We start from the raw sequence: 25,206 nt of genomic DNA, 5'->3' as shown, positions 1-25,206 counted from the left end.
TCTAAATGTACCTAAGCCCAGTGGCATCGTCAATAGGCGTTAAGACGTTTAGACGTCTAAACATAAAGAAATCTGTTTGCAATCACTAAGAAATAGTAGCAATAATTTGACTGTTATCTGTAAGGGTTTAAAATCTGCCCCGAATTTAGCGTTATAACAGGTGAGTCAATGACTGAATGGAATGGGGAATACATCAGCCCCTATGCTGAACATGGCAAGAAGAATGAACAAGTAAAGAAAATTACTGTGTCTATTCCGCTCAAAGTGCTAAAAGTCCTCACGGATGAACGTACCCGTCGTCAGGTGAACAACCTGCGCCACGCCACCAATAGCGAACTCTTGTGTGAAGCATTTTTGCATGCCTACACCGGCCAGCCTCTGCCTAATGATGCCGATCTGTCGAAAGATAGCCCAGACAGCATTCCCGCCGAAGCGAAACGGTTGATGGACGAAATGGGGATCGAGTGGGAAGATATGGAATAACGCTCAGGCGTCCATAATCCTGCCGTAACTAATTATTAGGGATCGTTAATGCTCATCTTGCCTGATGGGTTAGAGTAACGATCCCTATTTTGTTTTGATGGAATCCTATGTTCTCCTTGATAGATCCACAAACGCTCGCCATTGCGTCTGTGATTGTGTTTTTAGGTGCCCTCACCCAGAGTCTGATTGGCTTTGGCCTTGCTGTGGTGGCGAGTCCGCTGCTGTATATTGTCGACCCCGAATTAGTGCCCGCCCCCGTGATTGTGATGGGCTTTTCCATCGCCCTACTCACCCTACTGCGTGAGCGTGGCCACTTAGAATTCAACGGCTTGCAATATGCGCTGATTGGTCGCGTGCCCGGAGGCTTTATCGGTGCCAGCCTGTTGCTGTTTGCGCCGCAGCCGATTCTTGGTCTGGCGATTGCTGGCATTGTGGCGGTCGCCGTGGTGCTAAGCCTGTATAAATTCAGCCTGCCAGTGAATAAAGCGACGCTATTTGGCGCAGGTGTGGTATCGGGGATCTTTGGTAATATTGCCGCCATTGGTGGTCCGCCGATGGCGATTTTGTTGGCGGGTAAGGATGCCTCAAAGTTTCGCGCCGCACTGTCGGCCTTCTTTATCTTCAGCTCGACCATAGCGATGGTCATCCTTGGGGTGACGGGCCTGCTCGAAATCAAGCATTTATGGTTATCCCTGATGCTGCTGCCCTCAGTCTTTTTAGGCTATTTAGTGGCGGGTAAACTGGTGGGGAATGTGGATAAGCATAAGACCAAGATGGCAACCTTAGCCCTCTGCGCTATCAGCGCCTTAGTGCTCACGGTGAAATCAGTGATTGAGCTATTGCCGCAATAATTGCCGCAATAATTACCGCAATAGAATCCTGCTTATCGCCCCATAAAAAAAGCACCGTTAATCGGTGCTTTTTGCTTGCTGGGATAGGTGATTTACCCCATAGATATTGCCATTAACCAATGGCACTAACTTAGATAGCTTTGTCCCGCATACACAATAAAGTGTCTCAGTGCTAACACACCAGTTAAGCTGGCGCAGGCCACCATGATCATCGCGCCCTTGCTGTGGCGAGTCGCGGTCGGCAACAGCATAAACAACAGCGGAATACCAAAACCAATCCCGACCACGCCAATCCAGAATACGCTCGCCCACACGCCAGAGGTGAGTGATGCCAGCGCCGCAGCCGCCGCGCCGCCCTTAAAGTACAAGGCACAGAACAACATAAACAGGAACATGATTTCGATGGCCATCACTGGCAACTCTAAGCCATGCATTTTAGCTAAAGTCTTGTCGTGGCTATCGGTCTTGAACATCACCAGCGCCAGCACCGCATTAGCCGCCGCACCCGCCGATAAACCAGAGACTAAGAACAGCGCCGGCAATACCGCAGTGTTCAACATCGGATAAGCATTCATGGCCGAAATTAAGAAGCCAGTATAAGCACCTACGCCAATGGCGAGGATAAACAGCAGAACTTCAATCAGCTTTCTAAAGGGCATCAGCAGCTTAGCGATAGGCACGAAGAAACCTAAGCCCCACTTTGGCAGCTCATCGCGCAGCACAAGAATCGCGTAGGCAAATGCTAAGGGTGAATAAGCCAGTAGTGCTAAAACACCAATCGCCATTACGGACTGGAAGTTATAGTTGATTAAAATCAGCCAAAAATGGAAAGGCTTCGTTAAATCAAACACTAAACATGCCAAGCCTAGGCAAATGGCCACAGGGCCAATAATGGCTGCGGCCTTGAGAATACTCGTCTCCCCCTGCGCTTGATCCTTATTAAACCAACGCAGGCCAATGCCAATCAGCAAACTTCCGGCGGATAAACCCGCCATAAACAGATACACGGCGATGATCCAATGCCAAGTAACGGGATCATATTGCGCCATATCGCCCCAAGTATTGTTCATAATCAAATCCCCCCTCTTTTGGTAGGAACGCGATATACCCTAGGCTGAGTGCCTAAATGGGTCTTATCTTGGTAAGTGATCTTAGTGTTGAGTAGCATAGCGACCTCACTCTGTGGATCGTTGGCATCGCCAAACACTAAGGCATCGGTCGGACACACAGTCACACAGGCAGGCTCTTCACCCCGGGCCAAACGCGTGTCCTTACAGAAGTTGCACTTATCAGCCACTTTGGTTTCTGGATTCATAAAACGTACCTTGTAGGGACACGCCGCCACGCAGTACATACAACCCACACACTTATCGCCATGGATGGAGACAATCCCATCCTCACCCACATAGGCCGCGCCCGTTGGACATACCTTCACACAAGGCGCATCTTCACACTGCTGGCACGATACCCTGTGGTACTTAAAGTGCAGGTGCGGCATCTCGCCGAAGGGGCCCTCTACGCGCACTTGTAAGCGAGTCACACCCTCGGGGACGCCATTTTCACTGCGGCAGGCCACGTTACAGGCTTGGCAGCCGATGCACTTGTTCTCATCGTGCACCATCACATATCTTTTCGTCATTTGAGCCTCCAATTAGCGTTTTGCCAGCGTGACGCCTGTCGTATGAATATTCATGCCACACACAGGGGCTGTTTGATGGGGCAGTAAGTTTCCGCAGTGGATACCTTTACCAGTCGCTCTAACCAACTCTTTGTTTTTAGAGCCAAAGCCCATATAGGCAAATACGGTATCGGGGCGAATGCCCGGGGTGACTAAGGCATGGCCTTCTTCGCTACCCACGCTGCTGGTTAACCGAATCGGGTCACCATTGCTGATCCCTAACTTGCCCGCCGTGACGGGATGCACCCAAATGGCGTTATCCGACATCAGGTTAGCTAACATGGGAATATTGTGAGTCGCGCCATTGGTATGCACGGCGACCTTGCCTTGGATAAAGTACAGCTCGTCGGCTTTCTTCAAATGCACTTCGCGGAACTTAATCACCCCGCGTCCTGGCGCCATTGCCTCGACCTTGGCCGAGGTCAATTCAATCTTGCCGCTTGGGGTTTTAAAGCTGAGCAAACTGCCGTAGGTGCCGTCTTCATCCACGGGTTTGGCATTGGCGTAGGCCTTAGTAAACTCGGCCACCATCTTAGGTTCGCGCAGCATGATGGGCTTACCGAAGCTGACAAAACCTTCATCCTTGATGCGGCGTAGCAGTGCGGTATCGCGATTCACCTGCAGCAGTTGCAGGGTTTCCATGTTGTCCCAAGGGTAAAATTCACTTAGCCCAAGCTTATGGCCAATATCCTTAAAGATTTGCCATGAGGGCTTAGTGTCGCCCAAGGTTTCCACCACCCGTTGGCGCACATAGTAGGCGGGATTTTTACCCGACTTGTCGGCGATTTCCTCATCGCGCTCAAGGTAAGTCGACTCGGGTAAAATGACGTCGGCATAGGCGGCGGTTTCACTGATATACACATCGCAAACCGCAACAAAGTCGAGCTTTTTCAAGGCTTCAACCACACGCGCCCTGTCGGTCATGGTTTGCATTGGGTTGGTACGGGACATTACCCAACCGTGTAATTGATAGGGCACGGCAGTTAAGGTCGCATCGAGAATCGTTTGATAAATCCCACCCGATGACCACATCATGGCGTACTGCTCTTCTACTTGGTCGATACGTTTCGCCGCAGGCTTAGGCATATCTTTTACGCCGGGCTTACCCAATACGGGCGCCACGCTTTCTCCCGCCAGCTTGTTATAGTCGCCAGGCTTTTGACCTAGGTAGATACCGCCCTTACGCTCGATATTACCAATCAAGATATTGGCAGCGTACAAAGCGCGGCGCATTTCAAACTCTTCGGTGGTAAAGGTGGCTCTGTGACCAAAATCCACCACAGCATGGGGCGCCTTGGCCGCATATTCGTGGGCGATACGGCGAATATCTTTGGCGGGCACATCGGAAACCGTTTCGGCCCACTCAGGGGTATAGGCTTTGACTTCGGCGGCGAAGGCATCAAACCCTTCAACATAACGCTCGATAAAGGCATTGTCGTAGAGATTATCTTCAATCAATACATGGCATAAGGCTAAAGCCACCGCCACATCGGTACCGGGACGGATCGCATACCATTCATCGGCTTTGTCGGCGACGATGGAGAATCTTGGCTCGAACACCACCAGCTTGGCGCCTTTATCCATTTGTGCCGCCATCATGCCGCGGGTTTCGGACATATTGATGCCTTCGTACAAGTTATGGCCGAAGTTAATGATGTATTTGGAGTTGCTTAAATCGCGCTTCACCTTAGTGCCAAACATGGCCTTAGCGGCAATTTCGTAACCACCGGGGCAAGTTGAGGCATGGGTAAAGGTATTCGGGCTACCAAAGGCGGTGGCGAGATGGAATAAATGTTTTTCTTGCGAACCGGACTTAGAGGAAAACGCCACGGCCTCAGGGCCATAAGCTTGTTTGATTTTATTCAGATTATCGGCAATCAGTTGATAGGCTTCATCCCAAGAGATCTCGGCCCACTTGCCCTCGCCGCGCTCACCCACCCGTTTGAGCGGCTTCACGATACGCTGTGGATCGTAAAGCAAACTATGGCCAGCGCCGCCCCGGGCACAGACTTTACCACCAAAGGATTTAGCCGCCTTATTACCACTGATAAAGACGTTTTTGCCCTCAAGCACCCGCGCCGAAATCGGACAACGGGTCGAACACATCTCACAGATACTGGCAATGTCTTTGCCCATTCCCTTTAGCTGCTTGCTCTCTAATGCCGCTAAGCTGCCCGGCAACAGGCTAGCCAATGCACATGTTGCACCGCTGGCCCCTGCGCCCTTTAAAAAGGTTCGCCTATTAAGCTCAATCATGGTTACCTCCATCACACTCATCCACCCTAATGCACCACTTGGCACACGCAAACTTAGGCTTTGGCTTACCACTGCGGTTTAAAGACTAAATTCGCTCACAGGTTTTTAGTTATTAATGCCAATGCCTTAAGAAACGCTGGCATTTTGCTGTTTCAGGGTGATTGTTATCCCGAAAGGGAGAGGCGGATATTGTGGTAAACCACATGGCCAAGTTGAGTGTGATCTGCGGCAACTAAAAGTTAAAATTGTTCTAAAAAATCGTGAATAAGATCAATAAGCCTGTTTGGCCTAAACCTGTACTAAGCCGGCGCACTGGCTCGCGGCTTTGATAAGTTAAAAAGTTCTCAAAAACCCTCAAAAACCACTCCCATATTTAGAATGGCCGAGTGCGCAAAGTGTATGAGGTAAGCGTTTCGCCCAGTCGTCACAGGGGAATGGTTGAAAGGGAGTTAGGCATAAGCAAGGCCAATGCCTAAGGGAGTTAGTCAACCAAGGTGATCTCTAAGCCATTTAATAGGCGAATCGCTTCGTCGCGACTAAACTTAGCGCCCTTGATTTTATTGTTAAAAATATCGATATCGTAATCGGTCGCCTCGGAGAAATCCGCCTCCATCAACTCGGTACGGCCAAATAAGCTGTGGCGAAAATCGCTGTAACTAAAGTTGGCGCGATTAAACTTGCCCTCACGGAAATCCACATCCTGCGCCTTGCAGCCCTCGAGCACCATTTCATCGAGCTGAAGCCCCATAAAAGAGCAGTCGTTTAGGATGCAGGTGCTAAAGCTAAAAGGCGCCGCAAAGGATAATCTCGGCCAAGCGGCGCGGGTCCAATCTATGCCGACCAACTTACATTCTTCAAAACGCACGCCGTTAAATTGGCTTAAGGGCACCTTGAGCAGGCTCAAATTACAGCCCACAAAACGGCAATCGATAAACTTACAGTTACGGAATGTGCTATCGCTAAACTGGCAATCGTGGAACTCGCACTCTTCAAACTCCAACTCCTGCCACTGGGTTTGGCTTTCGGCTAAGGCGAGAAATTGCTGCGAGAAAAAATACCGCCCCTCGGCAGCGGCGCGCGCCATCATCGGCGTTTTTACATCTGTCATTGACTACCTCTATCTGTGTCATGCCTACCTAGGCTAAGGGCTGATGGGCAAACTGTGTTTTTCAATTCACAAAAAATGGGCGTTAACGCAAAAGGCCACGCTGTATACCGTGCTTAGCCAATACCTTTATTCAGACCACCTATGCTAACCCGATTTACTGAGCTAACTGCATGCCTATATTGGGATTAATACCATTCAAAGCCTTAGCGAGTCACACTATAAACTCAAGCTTATCTATTCCTCTGCTCGGGTTTCATGGAAAGTATTTTCAGCAGCCGCATTACTCCCCTCCCCAATTTACCCCGACACGCCGCACAGATGTGCATAAATAGCCGTGGAAAATTTTGCGAATAAAGGTAAAATGGCGCCACTTTTCGCGGCTGTCTAACAAGGTTCTCTCGGATTAATGGTTAGCCTTTTCGAGCAAAATGGCACGGGGTTTCCCCGCTTGAACAGACCAGATTCACTCTGGCGCCAACCTTGCTCTGCGTGCTATTTTTACCCCTTATCCCGACCTTCTCTCTCCTGCCTATCGCCCGAAAATATCCTATTCGCTTTACGTTTTAACCTCACCAATCTCTTGTGCGCATTTAGCGATAAGTTGTTGGTCAATAATAAAAAGGTGGCAAAGCATTTACGGCTTAAGCACACCGCAACGAATAAAAAACTCGTCCCTACACTCTCTATCCAAAGGAATACTCGTCATGAGTCTTGCTGATTCCGTATTAGCCGTAAACAACGATTTACCCATCCGCACCGACAGCCCAGTCCATAGCGGCAAGGTACGTAGCGTTTACTGGCTAACCGACGCCGACAGCCGCCGTTTAATTCAAACCAAGGGCTACAATGTGCCCGAAGATACGCCGCTTGCCATTATGGTGATTAGCGACCGTATTTCAGCCTTCGACTGCATCTTCCACGGTGAAGGCGGATTAAAAGGCATTCCTGGTAAAGGCGCGGCATTAAATGCCATTTCTAATCATTGGTTTAAGCTATTTGCCGAAAACGGTTTAGCCGACAGCCATATTTTAGATATTCCGCATCCCTTCGTTTGGATAGTCCAAAAAGCCCGTCCGATTAAAGTCGAGGCCATTTGCCGCCAATATATTACTGGCTCAATGTGGCGCGCCTACTCTAAGGGCGAGCGCGTATTCTGCGGTATCACACTGCCAGAAGGCTTAGAGAAAGATCAAAAGCTGCCAGATTTGCTGATCACTCCTTCGACCAAAGGTATTTTAACTGGGATCCCCGGTGTGCCCGCGCAGGACGATGTGAACATCAGCCGCAGCGATATCGAAGCCAACTATCAAGCCTTTGGTTTTGAAAAGGTAGAAGATATCGATCTGTACGAGAAGCTGTTAAAAGATGGCTTTAAGGTGATCGCTAAAGCTCTGGCCGACCTTGACCAAGTGTTTGTGGATACCAAGTTCGAGTTTGGTTATGTGACCGATAAAAACGGCAACTCAAAACTGATCTATATGGATGAAGTGGGCACCCCAGATTCATCCCGCATTTGGGACGGCGCCGCCTACCGCGATGGTAAAATCCTTGAAAACTCTAAGGAAGGCTTCCGTCAGTTCCTGCTGAACCACTTCCCCGATCCTGATATTCTGCTCAACAAGGACAGAATGCCTGAGCGCGAAGCCCTCGCCCGTGATAATGCCCTGCCATTAGAGGCCATGATGGATGTGTCACGCACTTACACAGGCATCGCCGAGAAGGTGACTGGCGCGGCAATTCCGCTGCCAGCCAATCCAAAGGCAGATATTATTAAGATCCTACGTGAAGAGTATGATCTGATTGTTTAATCAAATTTCGATGAGGTAGGGAGTTTTTCCTTAACCTCTAAATGTAGAAAAGGCGCTTAGGCGCCTTTTTTGTTTTTCAAACTTGGGTTTGGATTTATTTGTATAAGCCAATTTAACTCAATTCTGAAATGTTAATCTGAGAAAAATCAAAGCCAAAGTCAAAGTCGTGGGGCTTCACCCCACACCCGACCAAGGAGGACTACTCGTCCTATCCTCCTTGGATTCTCCAAGACGCCCCTAGCGAAGTTACATGCATTAGTTAGTGGCCTTGGTCTTATGGATAAATTGCTATCGCTTCCGATGGTACATCCTGTACCCCGAAAGCTAGCCGGTCATCCATGACCGGACTCACGCAATTTATTCCAACGCCCCGCGGCAACTTCGCAGGGGAAGGTGAATTCCTATCACATTGGTGCTCTCTGCAATTGACTAAAAGGAGATGCATGTCCTATCTTTTATTATTTTCTGATAAATCATTAAGGTATAAACTTATGCCTACACGCTATCTTGATATTTTTCTTGTTCTTCAACTTTATCTGCAATTTCTTTGATTAATCTAGCATGCCAAACCACATGAAGTTGCAAAGGCTGCTTATTTGATATTATTTGTTCAGAAAATATTCCTAAGAGCTTTTGACCTTCCGGTTTACCACCTTGAACAAAAAGATTGTGAGGTGTACATACAACTGGGCTACCACTCATTCCCTCGAATAATCTCCCATCCACTAAGAAACAAGGCTTTCCATTAAAATCAACATTATAAGGTGTTGCTAAAGAAGCTGTTCGACCGATAGGTAAATTATTGGTCGCATCGTGAAATGCTAATGGATACCCTAATACAGCCAACATTGCGAAGCTATTAATGTCAACAGTATTAATTAAAGGCTCGGATATAAAGGTTAATCTTGGAGAGAAATATGGAATAAATGTTTTTAAATTCTCGTCGATTAGAGTTTTTTCATCTAGCGGTATTAAGGCTACATCGCAGTCAATTTTTGAATGTGAATGCCAAAAATTTCCTTTGTCATCACGTAACTGTATTTCCCATATTGTGTGCTCGAGTAAATCAGTATGAGAACCGTAAATTTTTACAACTACTTTAGATGGAATATTAAATCCACCACCTTGAAACCATCTTTTTTTCTCTTTATCTAAAATATGTTTGTTTGTGACAATATACTTTTTCTTACCTGAATTATAAAAAAAACCAGTCCCAGTCCACAAATATTTGCTTTTATGATAAACATCAATTTTACAGTTGTGAAGTATATAGAGTCCATTATTTTTTCTCTATATGGGAATAATCAAACCTAGTAATAAAAAGGACAACAAGTCCTAAAACTAATGTTGTTATTGCAGGAGTTGCATTTGACAACTTCAAACTTAAAAACTCTTGAATTTGTATATCAACACTTTGAGTAAGCTGGATTTGTTCTATCGACAACAAATAGATACTGAAAGAAATAATTATCAGAAAAAGAATATAACCTATTCGTGCTGTACTCAATGCACTTTTAATTAGCATTGTTTGAATTTCTGATGGTGTGTGAGGATCAACTCTAACTTTTGATTCAACTTTAGTTGTGCTAGGTGTTTTATTTCTTAATTTTTTCATACCTAAATCCTCCGATTATAAATAAGCAGAATCATCCCATTGTGCACTAATTACTGTCAAATAAGTGAGTAAAAATAAAGTAGTAAAACTGGAAAAGATGGGACAGACATAACTCTTTTAGATTTAACAGCTTACACCGAAATTACAGAATACACCTCCCCTCGGAGTTGCCGCAGGGCGAATAGACAAATTGCGTGAGTCTTGCCATGGATGGCAAGCTAGCTTTCGCAGGTGCAGGGACGCATCCTTCGGAAGCGATAGCAAATTTGGCTATGAGCACAAGGGGCTTTCAACTCCGTTGGGGCGTCTTGGAGAATCCAAGGAGGATAGGACGAGCAGTCCTCCTTGGTCGGGTGTGGGGTGAAGCCCCACGACTTTGATTCACCTCGGCCGTTAGGCCGCAATGACAATACATCTACATAAACAAGTGTGAGATGAAGCCCCACGACTTTGACTTAGCCTGCTAACACGACTGATGAAACTTAAGCAATTTCATGTGCTAGCACGAACGTAAGGGCTAACATCCCAAGTTGTCACACCTTCAACCTAAGGCTAAATCTTCACACAGACAAACAGCGCATTACCTGAGCTTAAATCCCATGGGACGATTTTTTCATAATCGTGTTCGAAGATATGTACTTCAAAATATGGCGCGAGTAAGGCTTGCAGCTCCGCGAAACTGGTCGCGACCATAGTGTGTTGGTCTTGCCATAACTCAGTCTGATGCGCAGATGTATCGGTATCGGCTTCGAAATCAGCCTGTTGAGTAAAAGGCTGGAGACTCTTTGCAATACTCAGGTTTAATGACTGGTTTTCGCCTTGACCACTGTAATGCCAGCCAGATTCAAAGGCAAAATGGTGCCCTTCAAATTCGGCAAAATGCTTAATCGATAAGCGGTTATCGATGCGGTGCTTATCAACCGAGTTAAAACAAAATATCCCGCCGTCATTCAGGGCGCGGTGCACGCTGGCAATACAACTCTTAAGGCGCTCAATGCCCGCACTGTAATGAATGGAATATAAAAAACAGGTAATTAAATCCACTGGCTGCTCGAGATAAAAGGCGGTCATATCCTGTAGATTAAACTGCGCTTCAGGGCAGCGACGCATGGCCATATCGAGCATCGGCTGATTAATATCCAGGCCACGACACTGATAGCCAAGGTCGATAAAATGCCGTACATGCGGGCCAGTGCCACAGGCTAAATCAAGGTGTTGCTTGCCATTATTGCCTAAGAACTGATGCAATCGATGGATGCTCGCGCTCTGTTGTTGATAGTTGATATCGGAGCACATGAGATCGTAATAACCGGAGAGATCGGTATAAAGCGCGTTAGAAGACATAGCGGCAAACAGGAGCCATAGGCAATTAAGGGTGGCGCATGATATATCAGTTGGCTAAGAACCGATACACGCAATTCCGCCCTAGAGTCGAGAGCAAAACGCGAGAATCCATTTTATTCAATAAAACAGCGAACTAGGATAAAAGATGGGACTGGCGTTTTCTCAACTCGGCTCGCTGAGTGGGATATGCCTTTACGGCCAAGCATAGAAAAATGGGCTGCTCAGTTGAGCAGCCCAGAGTGATAGAGAGTCATACTCACATCGCGGTTTTATTTGAGTTTATAAACCACTTCGACTCTATCTTCGATAGTCACTTGGCCATATTGATAGCTTTCGGCGGCGCCCATGGCATCGGCCTTGGCATTCACACGTAACATTACGGGCTGCACAGGGCGTTGATCGTAATAACGAATTTGCCACACCTTACCTAGGTTCTCCCCAAATCCCTTGGCTAAGCTTTCGGCTTTTTGTTTAGCATCGACAATCGCCGCTTGGCGCGCCTTGGCCACATACTCGGCCTCTTTGCTCGACTTAAGGGCGATATTATTGACCCTGTTAATCCCCTCCTCTAAGGCGGAGTCCAAAATGGTATTTAAGCGGGCTAAATCACTAATGGTAACTGTGATTTGGCGACTCGCGGTATAACCACTCAGCTCTGGCGCCTTATCCTGGGCATACACATATTGCGGCTGCAGATTTAAGTTAGCGCTTTGGATTTGCTCCTTGGTAATGCCCGCAGCGGTTAAACGGGCGATAAATTTCGCCACTGCGGCATCCGAATTATCCTTAGCGGCCTTAGCCTCTTTCTCAGTAACGGCGACTTCGACATTAAGCTCTGCCATATCCGGCTCAACCTGAATTTGGCTCACACCCATGGTTTCGATATGGGGAAAATCTACGTCGGCGGCCATCGCCTTCGCGGTAAACACACCTGAAAAAAGACCACCAGCCACTAATACAGCTAAAAGAGAATGCTTCATTGTTAACTCCAACTAAATCATTTAAGGCGAGACTGCCGTGGTTCTGACGCGGCGGCTATCGGTTAAAAGTGCGACTTGCTGTACCAATATGTAACAGCACCATTTGTCGTCCGTTGCGATAGCCACGCATCATGCAAACTACCCCTATAAACGCAGGCAAAAATAAAAAGGGTTAATTTTTTTGAAAATTTTTTAAATCGGCAGCGAGCGGCTGTGCACTGGGCCATTCAAACCTTAAAGCCATTCACGCAAGATGAAATGCGGCGGGATAACAGAGCTACGGACTCTGCCGCGCCGCAACTGGTAGAAACGCACTCTTAGCTGTACACTTTTCACCCAAAGACACTGTACCTTTTAATCACTTCAGGTATAATCCGCGCTCTTTTTACGGCGCTCTTTTATCAGCATCAGCGAGACACCATGACAGTTGAAACTTTTAATCCTAAGCAAACAACCACGCTTGAGACCCCAGCCAAGACATTAGAAGCAGCGAGTGCTGATTCTACTGCTACCGGGAATCGCATCGGTTTCGTGTCTTTGGGTTGCCCAAAAAACCTAGTGGACTCAGAGCGCATTCTGACCCAATTACGCATCGACGGCTATGAAGTCACCAACAGCTACGACAATGCCGATCTGGTAATCGTCAACACCTGTGGCTTTATCGATGCGGCGGTTGAAGAATCCTTAGATGCGGTGCGCGAAGCCCTAGAAGAAAACGGCAAAGTGATCGTGACCGGCTGTTTAGGCGCCAAGGAAAACCAAATCCGTGAAGTGCACCCAGACGTGCTCGAAATCACGGGTCCACACAGCTACGAAGCCGTGTTAAAGCATGTACACAAGTACGTGCCAAAACCAGAGCACAACCCATTTACCTCATTAATCCCACAAACTGGGGTTAAGTTAACGCCTAAGCATTATGCTTATTTAAAGATTTCAGAAGGTTGTGATAACCGTTGTACTTTCTGCATCATCCCAGCACTGCGTGGCGATTTAGACAGCCGCCCAGCGGGTAGCGTATTAGATGAAGCCAAGCGCTTAGTTGAATCGGGCGTGCAAGAAATTTTAGTCGTAAGCCAAGACACCTCTGCCTACGGTAAAGACAAGGGCGGCCGCACCGATTTCTGGAACGGTATGCCAGTGAAGCAAGACATCACTAGCCTTGCTCGCCAACTGGGCAAGATGGGCGCTTGGGTACGTTTACACTACATCTACCCATACCCATGGGTAGACGATCTGATCCCCTTGATGGCCGAAGGTTTAATCCTGCCATACCTAGATATTCCAATGCAGCACGCCAGCCCACGCATCCTGAAGATGATGAAGCGTCCAGGCCGTGTTGACCGTCAGTTAGAAGCCATCCAACGCTGGCGCGAAATCTGCCCAGACTTGGTGATCCGCTCAACCTTCATCGTGGGCTTCCCTGGCGAAACCGAAGAAGATTTCGAAATGCTACTCGACTTCCTGCGTGAAGCGCGCCTCGACCGCGTAGGCTGCTTCAAGTACTCAGAAGTGGAAGGTGCTGTAGCCAACACTATCGCTGAACTTATCAGCGAAGATGTGAAGGAAGACAGATACCACAGATTTATGGAAGTCCAAGCCGAGATCAGCGCCGTGCGTTTAGCCCGTTTCGTTGGCCGCACTATGGATATTCTGATCGATGACGTTGACGAAGAAGGTGCCATTGGCCGCAGCTTCGCCGATGCTCCAGAAATCGACGGCATGGTCTTTATCAACGGTGAAACCGAACTCGAACCCGGCATGTTAGTGCGTGCTGTAATCACTCACTCGGACGAGCACGATCTGTGGGCCGAGTTAGTCGACGCAGAAGATGATATCGAGGCTTAAGCACTCGACTTAAACACTAGGCTTAGGCATTCGCGCTAAGCGCTTGCCCTTTGCATTCGATTCGCCGGATTAAAAGCTTCAATAGCGAGCCCCTGATATTAATACTAATAGTCAAGGGGCTCGCTTTTTTTATGGGCAATCGTTACCGACCTAGTGATAGGCATTGAAGGATATCGGCAGCAAATGGTACAGCTGATAAGTCGAGGGATAAGCTCAAGAAAGGCGCTTTACGAGGTTTACAGGATAAGAATCAAAGAGAAATCGAGCAGAGATAAGGGAAAACAAATCATCGCGAGCAAAGTTAAGGGGTCTACACTAGGCTCCAGTGAGACAAACTCCCATAAAGTCGAAAGGGGTATCGCCCCTGTGCTGATACCCCTTTCGGTTTGCTGCTTTACGGTTGTAAGACCCTTTGCCCTTTTTCGGCTTTTCGGTGCGCATTCTAAACAGTGAGCTAGTCACCACTGCCTTGAGTGCGTTGTCGGTAATAGTGCCGCGACCATTTTCATGTTCGAGCACGCTAGTCTCTTTAAGCTTTGCCATAGGAACTCCTCAGTTAATATTTACAGACCAAATACACCTCACTCAGTCTGCGGCGACACTATAGCGCAATATGGCAGGATGTACAGAGTTTGTGCAGTAGTGCAAAGAATCACGCTTTTTATTATCAAAAAGTATGATAGATTAATTCAATAAAAATAATACATTAGGCTAACAAGCCTTCGCCTTAGTTGTACTTTTAGCTCGCCCATTGGCGGCAAGATTACCCTTTGTAATCACGGGATAAGGAGATCATTTTGCAATTTGCAGTTATTTATCGGCCCTTACTTAGCCTCGTTTTCCTATTAGTCAGCCTCTTCCCCAGCTTAGCGCAGGCTTTTTCAAGCTCTGAGTGCATCATTACCATGGGTTATCGCACCAGTGAGCGCCTTCCTTTTATCCAACACGAACCCAATAACCAAGGGTTTTACCACGATATCTATCAAGCCGCCGCCGAGCGGATTGGTTGCAAACTCAGGATCACGCGGGCGCCTAAGATGCGGATTTTACGGGATTTAAAACTCGGTAATATCGACTTTTACCCAGGCCTGAGTTTTAGTGAAGAGCGCGCCCAATTTGCCTATTTTATCCCTAATGGCCTGTCGGAGCGCGCCATCGGCATTAGCCGTGCGGGAGCCGCTAATATCAGTTCGTTAGAGCAGTTGTCCCAGAGTGGGATGACACTATTAATCGCCCCCGGCAGTTACGACTTTAACGGCTTACCAGAGACCATGTCGGTACGTAAACCACCCGAACTCGATGTGCCTAAGGCCTTAGATTACCTGCTTGCCAGCCAAGGGGATTTTTTTATCTACGATCAGGCCACCATCAGCTACTACCTTAAACAGCGGGACATGAGCCAATTTAAGCTGCACCCTAATTGCTGCCAGCAGCCTCAAGCCATGTATCTGGGGTTTTCGAAAAAAAGCCGCCATTTTCGTGGGCAACATAACCCAAACTACCGTGCAGACTTACCCGTCAGCCCAGATAACAGCCCCAATAAACTGGCCGAAGATTCGAAGGCCTATGAGTTTGCGAAGGCACTCGCCGCCATGGATGCCGAAGGGGAAACCCAGCGTATCTACTTCAATCACTTCGGTTAATCCAAAAGCGTGTTAAACCGCGCCCTTGATATCCTTACCTTACTGCTAGCTTATCTTCACATTGGCGCTAGTTAGCACTCAAGGCCGCTATTTCAGCTTTATCTTTATAAGCTCTGCGACAATATGCAGCACCTGTCACACTTCGATGATCTTTATAATGCAGCGCAATTTATCCGAGTGAATGGAAGACAAAACGATGGCTGCAAACACTTCAACTATCCCCCACGGCTTTAAATGCTCCGCAATCGCCAGCGCGCTGACCTTAGCATTTGTCGCTTCGGTTGCCTCACAGGCCATAGCCAACGAGACAAATCAAGCTCAAATCGAACGTATTCAAGTCCATGGCGAGCAGAATATTGGCCGTAACGCCTTAGGCTCGGCCGATGCTTTGCTGAAAGACCAAGGCGTCGATTTCTCCGAAGCGGGCGGCGTTTCCGCCTTGCCCGTGCTTAATGGCATGATGGGCGATCGCATTAAAGTGCTAGTCGATGGCGCGGATATCACTACTTCCTGCGCTAACCAAATGAACCCACCACTTTCCTACGTGTCCGCTAACCAAATCAGCTCGGTAGAAGTGGTCGCAGGCGTGTCCCCTGTCAGTGCGGGCGGCGACAATATCGCCGGGGTGATAAAGGTTAATAGCCTTAATCCTAAATTTAGCGACAGCGAAAACCTCAACTTCGAAAGCGGCGAAATCTCATCGGGATACCGCAGCACCAGCGATGCCTTCTTACTCGGCGCTAAGGCTGGGATTGCCAGTAAAACCTTAAGTTTCAGCTATCAAGGCGCCTATGAAGATGCCAATAGCTACCAGGATGGTCACGGCGATAAAGTGCTCGATACCCTCTATCGCGCCCAAAACCATGCGTTAACGGCGGCATGGCGCGATGACACTCAACAACTGGCGATTAAGCTAACGCACCAGGCTATCCCATTCCAAGGTTTTCCTAACCAATACATGGATATGACGGATAACAAGAGTTACGGCGCCCTAGTCCGCTATCTGCGGGATTTAGACAACGATGGTGAATTTAGTGCCCAGTTAAACTGGCACAGTGTGAAGCATGAAATGGGCTTCTTCACCCCAGAAAAAACCGGCAAGATGCCGATGAACACAGAGGGCAGCGATTACAGCTATCAACTGCATTGGCGCCTACCTATGGGCGATGACAGCACGTTACTCGTCGGTCAGGAATATTATCACTATCAAGTCGATGATACTTGGCCAGCCGTGCCCGGCACTATGATGGCCCCCAATGACTATATCAATATCAACGACGGTGAACGCCGCCGCGCCGCAGTTTATGGCGAATGGCAGCAAAACCTCACGCCACTCTGGTGGTTATCTACCGGGGTGCGTTATGAATATGTCACCACAGATACGGGCGAAGTGCAGGCCTACAGCAATATGCCCATGATGGGCATGCCGAATATGGATGCCGAAGCGGCAAAAGCCTTTAATGCTATGGATAGAAGCCGAGACGACAACCTAGTCGATGCGACATTGCTGGCACGTTATCAACTATCGGCCAAGCAACAATTGGAATTTGGCTTAGCCCGTAAAAACCGCGCGCCAAACCTGTATGAGCGTTACAGCTGGGGCCGTGGCGTGATGGCAACCACAATGATCGGCTGGTATGGCGACGGTAACGGTTATGTGGGCAATCCCAATCTAAAGCCTGAAACGGCGCACACCCTGAGCGCGGCCTACAAGTTTGCGGGCGATGAATGGCAATTCTCGACCACGGCTTGGTATAGCGCAGTGACAGACTATATTGATGCCGAGGTGATTGGCAGCTTTAACCGTAGTGGCCTTGCCAACGGTAAACGCAATATCCTTAAATTCACCAACGAAGATGCCCATTTATATGGCGCTAAGTTGAGTGCGAACTACCTATTAGCCGATACCGACAGCGGTAAATGGCAGATGCAGGGCAAGCTGAATATCACCCGAGGCGAGCGCGATGAGGGTAACGAGCCGCTTTATCAAATCAAACCGCTACAAACCGAGTTAGCCCTTAGCCATCAACTGGGCGATTGGGAAAATCGCCTGTCATGGCAATGGGTAGCGACTAAGGATAAGGTCGATGAGCGCCGCTTAGAAAATGAGACCGACAGCTATTCGCTGTTAAATCTAAGCAGCAGTATCAAATGGCAAGAGCTGAGTTTAACCTTTGCGATCAACAACCTGTTTGATACTTACTACGAACTGCCACTGGGTGGTGTCAACCTTGCCGAATTTAAGGCCGATAACACGGGTGGCTTTAGCCAAATCGCAGGTTCGGGTCGCTCATTTGAATTAGGCGCTAGCTACAAATTCTAATGAGCAGCGCCGCTAAAATGTGGCAGCGCTATTTAGCACGGCGCAATTAAAGCAAAAAGGGCAAATGCAGCTGCATTTGCCCTTTTGTTTTTCGATTGACTCAAGCGTTATGCGCCGATAGCTAGTTACCCGCAACCTTCATCTCGGATAATAAAATCCCGCCAGTGCGGATAGACGAACGTAAATCGAAGTCCTTACTGACCGCCTGAATCCCACGGAACATATCCTTCAAGTTGCCCGCGATAGTGATCTCTTCGACGGGAAACTGCACTTCGCCATTTTCGACGTAAAAACCGGCAGCGCCGCGGGAATAATCCCCTGTCACCATATTCACGCCCTGGCCCATCACTTCAGTGACAATTAACCCTGTGCCCATGCCTTTGACTAGCTCATCGAAACTTTGGCCGGTGTGCGCCAGCGTCCAGTTGTAGATGCCGCCCGCATGGCCTGTGTTGGTTAAGCCTAGTTTGCGCGCTGAATAACTCGTCAGCAGATAGCTTTCTAACATACCACGGTCGATGATGCGTCTATCTTGCGTCGCTACACCTTCGCTATCGTAGTTGGCACTGGCAAGCGCGCCCAGCAGATGCGGTTGTTCTTCAATGTTGAACCAATCGGGGAAGATTTGGGTGTGAATCGCATCCAACAGGAAGCTGGATTTACGGTACAGGCTGCCACCGCTGATCGCGCCAACTAAATGGCCGATAAGCCCTGTGGCGATTTCAGGCGAAAGCAGAATTGGTAAACGCGAAGTCGCAATCTTACGCGCGCCTAAACGACTCACTGTCTTTTGTGCGGTTTTCAAGCCAACGGATTCGGGAGATAGCATCTCACTGAATTTACGGGCGATAGTGTAATCGTAATCCCGCTGCATGCTGCCATCTGAGTCTTCACCGATCACGCTGCAACTTAAGCTGTAGCGCGAGCTACAATAACCATTTAAGAAGCCGTGGCTATTGCCGTAAACCTTGACCGAAGTGTGGGCGTTTGCGCTGGCACCATCGGAGTTATTGATGCGCGGATCGGCATCCAGCGCCGCGGTTTCGGCGCGAATCGCCAATTGGGCTAATTCGTCGGGAGAAATATCTTCAGGATAATAGAGCTTAAGATCGCGGATCTCGGTCGCCATCAAGGCTTTGTCGGCTAAACCGCTAAAGGGGTCGGCCGAGGTGTAACGGGCGATATCGTCCGCCGCTTTCACAGCCAGGGCAATGGCTTCAGGGCTGAGATCGGAAGTCGATGAACTGCCCTTGCAACCATCGCGATAAACCGTAATCCCTAGGGCGCCATCTTTATTAAATTCAACTGTTTCCACTTCTTTTAAGCGGGTTGAAACCGATAATCCCTGTTGTTTACTGATCGCCACTTCGGCGGCATTTGTCCCTAATTTATTGGCATATTCGAGGGCCACGGCAACCGCATCTTTCAGCGCGGCCAATTCACTATCGATTCTGTTCAAAGACACAAAGCTACTCTTTCGTTGTCGGCAATGGCGTTAGCATAACAAACACCCATGCCATTCTCATTATTTATTGCGCGCTTATTTCGTCAATCTCAGCCATGGCGCACGCGCTTTCGTTAGGCGATTTTTGGCGGGAGATGTTATTATTAGGCCGTTATTTAACTGAGGTTTTATCTATATGAAGATTGTTGGTGATTCAGAGCATTTTAAACAACCCTATGACAGTGACGAAGAGTATGTCAGCAAAACCGAGGACAAGCGTGACTGCGAAGCTGCTCAAAAAGTCGGTATGGAATTGGTGTCGCTCAGTAAGACCCAGCTAGATAAAATCGAGCTGGACGAGCACTTATACGACAGCATCCAGCAAGCTCATAAGATTAAGCCGAAGACTGAAGCCTATCGCCGCCATATGCAATATATCGGTAAGTTGATGCGTAACGTCGATGTGGAGCCTATTAAAGCCGCGCTCGCTATCGTACTGAACAAAAACAACAACGAAACCGCTAAACTGCAAATGTTCGAGAAAATGCGCGAGCGTTTACTGAGCCAAGGCGACAGCGAAATTCAAACCTTAGTGGAACATTACCCACAGTTGGACAGACAGAAGCTGCGTACCTTAGTGCGCCAAGCCACAAAAGAGTTGGCAAAAGGCCCTGAGTCCAAATCATCAAAAGAGCTGTTTAAATACCTACGCAGCGAAATCCAAGACTAATTAACTCAGCACCAACAAGGATGTTTGCTTATGCGATTTAGCAACACGTTTTGCAATCTTACTTTGCTTTCTATTGGTTTATTTGGACTTTGGGGCTGTAACGGCCCCTCTGACGAAGACAACGGTGGCACAGATGCCAGCGACGGTATTTACAAACTGTCTATCGACTTTAAAACCTTATCGGGTAGTCAATGCGGCAGTTTTACCTCACTTCAAAGTTTCCCTAAAGACGCAGGTTTTTGTGCTGTCGCCAAGTTAAACAAAGGTTCTGCAAAGGTCAGCAACCAGAGAGTTAACTTTACGACCGACCTTGGGACGTTAACACCGGAAAGCAAACTCACGGATAACAATGGTGAAGCCATTGTTATTGTGAGTAATCCAGATTTGCTGATCAATGCCGGAACGATTACGGCAACCACCACCCCAAGTGACTCCAGCATCGCGCTATCGGCGACTCGCAACTTTGAATTTACAGGCACTATCGACGGTACTGGCGCATCCATCGCCCCCAAACTGAGCGCCAGTATTCAAAGCGGCGCGAATGTAGTGACTCGCTTTAAAGTTGATGAAGCCGTACAACTGCAAGCCATTTTCCTCGATGCCGAGAGTAAAGGTATCGCCGATGCTAAGGTCAGCTTCAGTGCGGGGTCAGCGACCTTAACCCCGGCCAGCACGCTAACCGATGAGCAAGGTATTGCCCAAGTCACTTATACCCCAAGTGCCACCGAATTAGGCGCCAATGCCTTAACGGTAACAGTGGAGTATCAAGGGCAATCGCTACAAAGCAGCAGCTTGTATGAAGTACTCAGCAAAGATGCGGTTAACGAAGCCGGCACCTTAAAATTAGGCTCATTTAATGGCAGCAGTTTTACAGAAGGAAAACTGGCCAGTACGTTAACGGCGCAGGCCGATGGCAGCTATAAAATCAGCGCCGGCGGCAGCTTTGGCGTGACCGCAAGTTTAGTGTTAGAGGCCAGCGATGGCACTGTCACTCGCGTACAGACGCCGTCATCCATCAGTTTCAGCTCTGACTGTACTGCCAGCAATAATGCGAGCTTAGACTCGCCTGTCACGACACTATCGGGCAATGCCAGCTCGACCTTCCAAGACACCAGTTGCAGCGGGAATAGCGAGCGTAACGATCAAATCGTCGCGACCACTGTCGTGGGTAATCAAACGCTGACGGCGAACTTCCCCTTTACGCTACAGCGTCAAACCTTAGCCAGTCTGAGCTTTGAAGCGGCCGAGCCCAACCAAATTCGCATTAAAGGCGCTGGCGGAACTGGGTCGAGCGAATCATCACTGGTGAGCTTTAAAGTCACCAGCGCCAATGGCCAGCCCGCAGCCCAGCAAAAGGTTAGTTTTAGTTTAGATACTGTGGTCGGCGGTTTAAGTTTTGCCAATGGCAGCGCCAGCGCCGAGAGTCTAACCAACTCCCAGGGCATTGCTAGTGTACGTGTGCTTTCGGGTACAGTGCCGCCCCCTGTTCGCGTGGTCGCCAGCGCAGTGGATGCCGATACCAAGGAAGTGATCTCTAGCCAATCTGAGCAATTAACGGTTAATACTGGCCTGCCACAGCAACTTGGCTTTAGTCTTTCGACGACGATATTTAACCCCGAAGCGGGCGATTATGACGGTGAAACCGCGACTATTACCGCCAGACTGTCGGACAGCTTTGGTAACCCAGCGCCCGATGATACTACGGTTAACTTCAACACCGAAGGTGGCCAAATCGCCCCAAGCTGCCTAACGCAAAATGGCGCCTGTAGCGTGACTTGGACTTCAGGCGCTTATCGCCCTCAAGATCACCGTATTACCATCTTGGCCTACGCCTTGGGTCACGAAACCTTCTTCGACACTAACGGTAACAATCAGTTTGATAGTGCCGATGGCGGCGCTATCACTAACGCCTGCTTATTCAATGGTGTAGCAACTCACTGCAGCGGCAATGGAATGGATGTGGAAACCTTCCACAATAGCGGTTTTAGTGACTTACCGACTGCGTTTCGCGATGATAATGAAAACTTTAGCTACGACAGTGGCGAGCGCTATTTCGATAACCTCGCCCGTGATACCTATCCCGTTGCCGATGGCAAGTTTAACGGCCCTCAATGTGTAGGCAGCCTCTGTGGCACTGGTCAAGCCAACAAAACCTATGTGCGTAAGGCTTTGGTGCTAAGCATGTCTGGTTCGCAAGCTTATATCAGTGTGCAGCAAGACGGTGTGTTACTCGCAAGCGTTAATGATATTAAACCCGTTGCCGCAGGTAGCGAGTCTGAGTTTGTGGTGTTTGTACATGACAGCGCCAAACAAATTATGCCTGCTAAGACCCAAATCGAGCTCTGCGTCGATTGTAACGGTACGCCAGATATCATTGAGGTAGCTAACACTCTCACTGGCAAGAATGGCTTAGGCACACCACTCAGTTTTACCGCCTCTGCGGGGAGTCAAATCAGTGTCGTGACCACTACGCCCAAGCAAGTTAAGACCTCCCTCAGCTTTACCGTGCCGACACTGTAAAAACCAAAAGACCCGCAACTGCGGGTCTTTTACTTTCTAGCTCAATTTGCGAGTTAATTCTGTAACTCTACCGCCTTGCGTAAACGCAGGCTTCGCAGTGCCAAGTACAAGACCCCAACTGCTGCCCAAATCAAGCCAAGCTCTAAGGACTGAGGTTCAAGGTTAAGCCACAGCACGCCAATCGTCGCCGCACCGCACAAGGGTAAGACGAAGTACTGAAAGTGGTCTTTCAAGGATTGGTTACGTTTCTCTTTAATATAAAACTGCACTATTACCGACAGGTTCACAAAGGTAAAAGCCACCAGCGCCCCGAAGTTGACAAGCGCCAATGCCATTTCGAGATCGAAGGACACCGCCGAAAGCGCGAGTAATCCCACCAGAATCACGTTAAATGCCGGCGTGCGCCATTTAGGATGCACATAGCCAAAGCCTTTATTGGGCAGCATATTGTCGCGACCCATCACGTAGAGAATACGTGCCACCCCCGCATGAGCTGCCATGCCCGAGGCCAACACCGCAATGGTGGTTGCCACCAGCACCACTGACTGGAATAAATTACCACCCACATACAGGGCAATCTCAGGCAGCACAGCATCTAACTGCTGGAAGCGAGAAATATCTGGGAAAAACAGCTGTAAGAAATAGGACACACTGACAAAAATTACGCCACCAATCAGCGCCGTCAGCACGATGGCGCGGGGGATGACTCGCTTAGCGTCCTTGGTTTCTTCACTCAACGAACTTAAGCCATCGAAGCCTAAGAAGGAGAAACACAGAATGGTTGCGCCAGTAAACAGCGGCGCAAGGCTTATCTCTTCGGAATAGAATGGACGTACACTGGCAATCACACCTTCGCCTTCGCCAAGGGACAGGCTATGGGCCATTAGACCGATAAACACTAAGATAATGGCTATCTGGGCGAATACGATAACGCCATTAAAATTCGCCACTAAATCTATGCCCCTCAGATTTAATACCGTCATCACAGCAACTAAACCAAAGATAAAAATCCACGGCTCGACGTTAGGGAACATGGCCGTCAGGTAAATCTTTGCCAGCAACATATTGATCATCGGCATAAACATATAATCGAGCAGCGATGACCAGCCCACCATAAAGCCGACATTCGGGCTAAAGGTTTTTTGCGCATAGGTATAGGCCGAGCCCGCATAGGGATATTTACGCACTAAGTGACCGTAGCTAAAGGCGGTAAACAGGATCCCCGCTAACGCGAGCAGGTAAGAGGTGGCCACATGGCCTGAGGTGATCTCGGAGACAATGCCAAAGGTGTCAAACACGGCCATAGGCGTGAGATAGGCTAATCCCATCACAACCACTTGCCACAGACTAAGGCTTTGCTTTAAGCCTGGATTTTGTTGGCTCATTTCCAACCTCCTTTTGCAGCAGGTGGAATTTCAAACGCAACAGATTGATTTACGGCAACTACCGAACATCCGGTAAACAACAGCCCCATTGAATTGTCCTCAGTAAAGTAGGTTCAAACGAACCTCATATCATTTCCGGATGTTTACCGGCCTCAATTGGTTTAAAACCTATACACACAAAAAGAAAATAACCGGGATACTGAATACCCCGGTTATTTTTGCGGCGCGCATTCTCCCCCAAAACAGAGTCGAAGACAACCCAATAAGGGCATTAAGTTGCCTATCTGTGCTTTAGGCAGATAAAAAAATCTTACTATTTTGCAAGCTCTCAGAAATGGCTCCTTCGCTTAAGAAGAGTACAAATTTTGTACTTATCTATGTGAGTTTGATCTGATTGTCGCGTTTTTTGAGACAAAGAGACACGCGGTTACAGGCTTATCCTCGTTAAAGGGTTGCCGTAAAGTAGGTTCCATCAACCCGATATTATTTTGATAAAACGACTTAGCAGTCTTAGGAGTCCATGATGAAACTAAATAAAACCATGATGATGGCAGCAGGTGCAGCCTTACTGTGTAGCAGCGTTCACGCCGTCGAGATCGATTACTTTGCAGGTATGGGTTTAGGTTATCAAGCAGATGAGATTGAAGGTGTTATCAACAAAGACACCGAAGATCTGAGCTATCAAGCCCGCATTGGTATGCTGATTGAACAGAACCATCGTATTACAGGTACTTTTGGTTATATGGAAGACAAATTCAATTTTGCCAATGATAAGTACAAGCAGGAACAGTACAGCTGGTTAGTCTCCTATGACTACCTGTTACCAGTACATAAAGACGTTAATTTGTTTGCCGGGGTTAGCATTGGTGCCAACGACAACAAAGTCTCAGGCAAATCGGCAACCGATTTTGTATATGGCGGTCAAGTGGGCGTGCAATACAAATGGAGCGAGCATTTCTCATCGGATCTCGGCTACCGTTATTTAGCCCAAGACTATGAAGAAAACGGCAATGAAATTAACAACAGTCAACAGGTTTACCTCACCTTAGACTACAAGTTCTAACACTATTTTCTCCCTCATTATTTTCTTGGAGTACCTAGTTTATTTGGGTACTCCCTTTTTTTTTAAACAGCCTACCGAGTTCAATACAGCTATCCACAAGGGAACACACAAGATACAGGGGCCATGTAGC

At 48.3% G+C, this 25,206-nt stretch carries 20 protein-coding genes; 9 read left to right on the top strand and 11 right to left on the bottom strand.

Features of this window, described 5'->3' with window-relative positions:
- The first annotated feature begins 168 nt into the window (after positions 1–168).
- Both metJ and CF168_RS02715 read left to right on the top strand, forming a co-directional pair.
- Positions 169–483, top strand: coding sequence for a met regulon transcriptional regulator MetJ (gene metJ, locus CF168_RS02720; RefSeq protein ID WP_011718393.1), 315 nt, complete (start codon positions 169–171; stop codon positions 481–483).
- A 107-nt stretch (positions 484–590) separates the two neighbouring features.
- Positions 591–1,334 carry a sulfite exporter TauE/SafE family protein gene (locus CF168_RS02715; protein WP_011718394.1) on the top strand — a complete coding sequence of 248 codons (744 nt, stop codon included), beginning with the start codon at positions 591–593 and terminating at the stop codon, positions 1,332–1,334.
- A 125-nt stretch (positions 1,335–1,459) separates the two neighbouring features.
- On the opposite strand, the gene nrfD is transcribed toward CF168_RS02715, so the two are convergent.
- The 4 genes from nrfD to CF168_RS02695 all read right to left on the bottom strand — a co-directional run bounded on the left by nrfD (position 1,460) and on the right by CF168_RS02695 (position 6,376).
- Entirely contained in the window at positions 1,460–2,404 is a 945-nt protein-coding gene (nrfD, locus tag CF168_RS02710) for an NrfD/PsrC family molybdoenzyme membrane anchor subunit (RefSeq protein ID WP_089066878.1), read from the bottom strand.
- A 2-nt stretch (positions 2,405–2,406) separates the two neighbouring features.
- Positions 2,407–2,973 carry a 4Fe-4S dicluster domain-containing protein gene (locus tag CF168_RS02705; protein WP_011624174.1) on the bottom strand — a complete coding sequence of 189 codons (567 nt, stop codon included), beginning with the start codon at positions 2,971–2,973 and terminating at the stop codon, positions 2,407–2,409.
- A 12-nt stretch (positions 2,974–2,985) separates the two neighbouring features.
- A complete protein-coding gene (gene phsA / locus CF168_RS02700) occupies positions 2,986–5,268 on the bottom strand; it encodes a thiosulfate reductase PhsA (RefSeq protein ID WP_086902217.1) in 2,283 nt (760 codons plus the stop codon).
- Between the two features lie 481 nt (positions 5,269–5,749).
- Positions 5,750–6,376 carry a pentapeptide repeat-containing protein gene (locus CF168_RS02695; protein ID WP_011625024.1) on the bottom strand — a complete coding sequence of 209 codons (627 nt, stop codon included), beginning with the start codon at positions 6,374–6,376 and terminating at the stop codon, positions 5,750–5,752.
- 704 nt (positions 6,377–7,080) lie between these two features.
- Between CF168_RS02695 and CF168_RS02685 the strand changes: the two genes are divergently transcribed.
- Positions 7,081–8,184: a phosphoribosylaminoimidazolesuccinocarboxamide synthase gene (locus tag CF168_RS02685; protein ID WP_011625022.1), complete on the top strand. Its 1,104-nt coding sequence runs from the start codon at positions 7,081–7,083 to the stop codon at positions 8,182–8,184.
- Positions 8,185–8,679: 495 nt separating this feature from the next.
- Here the strand turns inward: CF168_RS02685 and CF168_RS02680 are convergent, their stop codons facing one another.
- From CF168_RS02680 to CF168_RS02665, 4 genes are all read right to left on the bottom strand, one after another.
- Positions 8,680–9,408, bottom strand: a complete 729-nt coding sequence (locus CF168_RS02680; RefSeq protein WP_089066876.1) for a trypsin-like peptidase domain-containing protein — start codon at positions 9,406–9,408, stop codon at positions 8,680–8,682.
- A 55-nt stretch (positions 9,409–9,463) separates the two neighbouring features.
- Positions 9,464–9,799, bottom strand: coding sequence for a hypothetical protein (locus tag CF168_RS02675; RefSeq protein ID WP_089066875.1), 336 nt, complete (start codon positions 9,797–9,799; stop codon positions 9,464–9,466).
- Between the two features lie 552 nt (positions 9,800–10,351).
- Positions 10,352–11,143, bottom strand: coding sequence for a class I SAM-dependent DNA methyltransferase (locus CF168_RS02670; RefSeq protein WP_089066874.1), 792 nt, complete (start codon positions 11,141–11,143; stop codon positions 10,352–10,354).
- Positions 11,144–11,412: 269 nt separating this feature from the next.
- The gene (locus tag CF168_RS02665) at positions 11,413–12,123 is read right to left on the bottom strand and encodes an oxidative stress defense protein (protein ID WP_089066873.1); all 711 of its coding nucleotides are present in this window, start codon (positions 12,121–12,123) and stop codon (positions 11,413–11,415) included.
- A 420-nt stretch (positions 12,124–12,543) separates the two neighbouring features.
- On the opposite strand from CF168_RS02665, the gene rimO reads away from it, so the two are divergent.
- Entirely contained in the window at positions 12,544–13,968 is a 1,425-nt protein-coding gene (rimO, locus tag CF168_RS02660; protein WP_089066872.1) for a 30S ribosomal protein S12 methylthiotransferase RimO, read from the top strand.
- 315 nt (positions 13,969–14,283) lie between these two features.
- Here the strand turns inward: rimO and CF168_RS02655 are convergent, their stop codons facing one another.
- A complete protein-coding gene (locus CF168_RS02655; protein ID WP_011624183.1) occupies positions 14,284–14,511 on the bottom strand; it encodes a ribosome alternative rescue factor ArfA in 228 nt (75 codons plus the stop codon).
- A gap of 254 nt (positions 14,512–14,765) precedes the next feature.
- Here CF168_RS02655 and CF168_RS02650 point away from each other — a divergent pair, with 254 nt between their 5' ends.
- Positions 14,766–15,611 (top strand): substrate-binding periplasmic protein, encoded by an 846-nt coding sequence (locus CF168_RS02650; RefSeq protein ID WP_089066871.1) that lies wholly within the window; start codon positions 14,766–14,768, stop codon positions 15,609–15,611.
- A gap of 196 nt (positions 15,612–15,807) precedes the next feature.
- Positions 15,808–17,934, top strand: a complete 2,127-nt coding sequence (locus CF168_RS02645) for a TonB-dependent receptor plug domain-containing protein (RefSeq protein WP_089066870.1) — start codon at positions 15,808–15,810, stop codon at positions 17,932–17,934.
- A 121-nt stretch (positions 17,935–18,055) separates the two neighbouring features.
- On the opposite strand, the gene pmbA is transcribed toward CF168_RS02645, so the two are convergent.
- Positions 18,056–19,399 carry a metalloprotease PmbA gene (pmbA, locus tag CF168_RS02640; RefSeq protein WP_011624186.1) on the bottom strand — a complete coding sequence of 448 codons (1,344 nt, stop codon included), beginning with the start codon at positions 19,397–19,399 and terminating at the stop codon, positions 18,056–18,058.
- A 175-nt stretch (positions 19,400–19,574) separates the two neighbouring features.
- On the opposite strand from pmbA, the gene yjgA reads away from it, so the two are divergent.
- Both yjgA and CF168_RS02630 read left to right on the top strand, forming a co-directional pair.
- On the top strand, positions 19,575–20,108 hold the full coding sequence (gene yjgA, locus CF168_RS02635; protein WP_011625015.1) for a ribosome biogenesis factor YjgA: 534 nt from the start codon (positions 19,575–19,577) through the stop codon (positions 20,106–20,108).
- A gap of 30 nt (positions 20,109–20,138) precedes the next feature.
- Positions 20,139–22,628: an Ig-like domain-containing protein gene (locus tag CF168_RS02630; RefSeq protein ID WP_089066869.1), complete on the top strand. Its 2,490-nt coding sequence runs from the start codon at positions 20,139–20,141 to the stop codon at positions 22,626–22,628.
- 53 nt (positions 22,629–22,681) lie between these two features.
- On the opposite strand, the gene CF168_RS02625 is transcribed toward CF168_RS02630, so the two are convergent.
- Positions 22,682–24,013, bottom strand: a complete 1,332-nt coding sequence (locus CF168_RS02625; protein WP_089066868.1) for an APC family permease — start codon at positions 24,011–24,013, stop codon at positions 22,682–22,684.
- 520 nt (positions 24,014–24,533) lie between these two features.
- Between CF168_RS02625 and CF168_RS02620 the strand changes: the two genes are divergently transcribed.
- On the top strand, positions 24,534–25,076 hold the full coding sequence (locus tag CF168_RS02620) for an outer membrane beta-barrel protein (protein WP_240520053.1): 543 nt from the start codon (positions 24,534–24,536) through the stop codon (positions 25,074–25,076).
- Positions 25,077–25,206: the final 130 nt, after the last annotated feature.

Source organism: Shewanella bicestrii (genome assembly GCF_002216875.1).
In the GTDB taxonomy this organism is placed as follows: domain Bacteria; phylum Pseudomonadota; class Gammaproteobacteria; order Enterobacterales; family Shewanellaceae; genus Shewanella; species Shewanella seohaensis.
The sequence above is the reverse complement of the archived record's forward strand: the minus strand, read 5'-3'. Positions and strand labels throughout refer to the sequence as shown.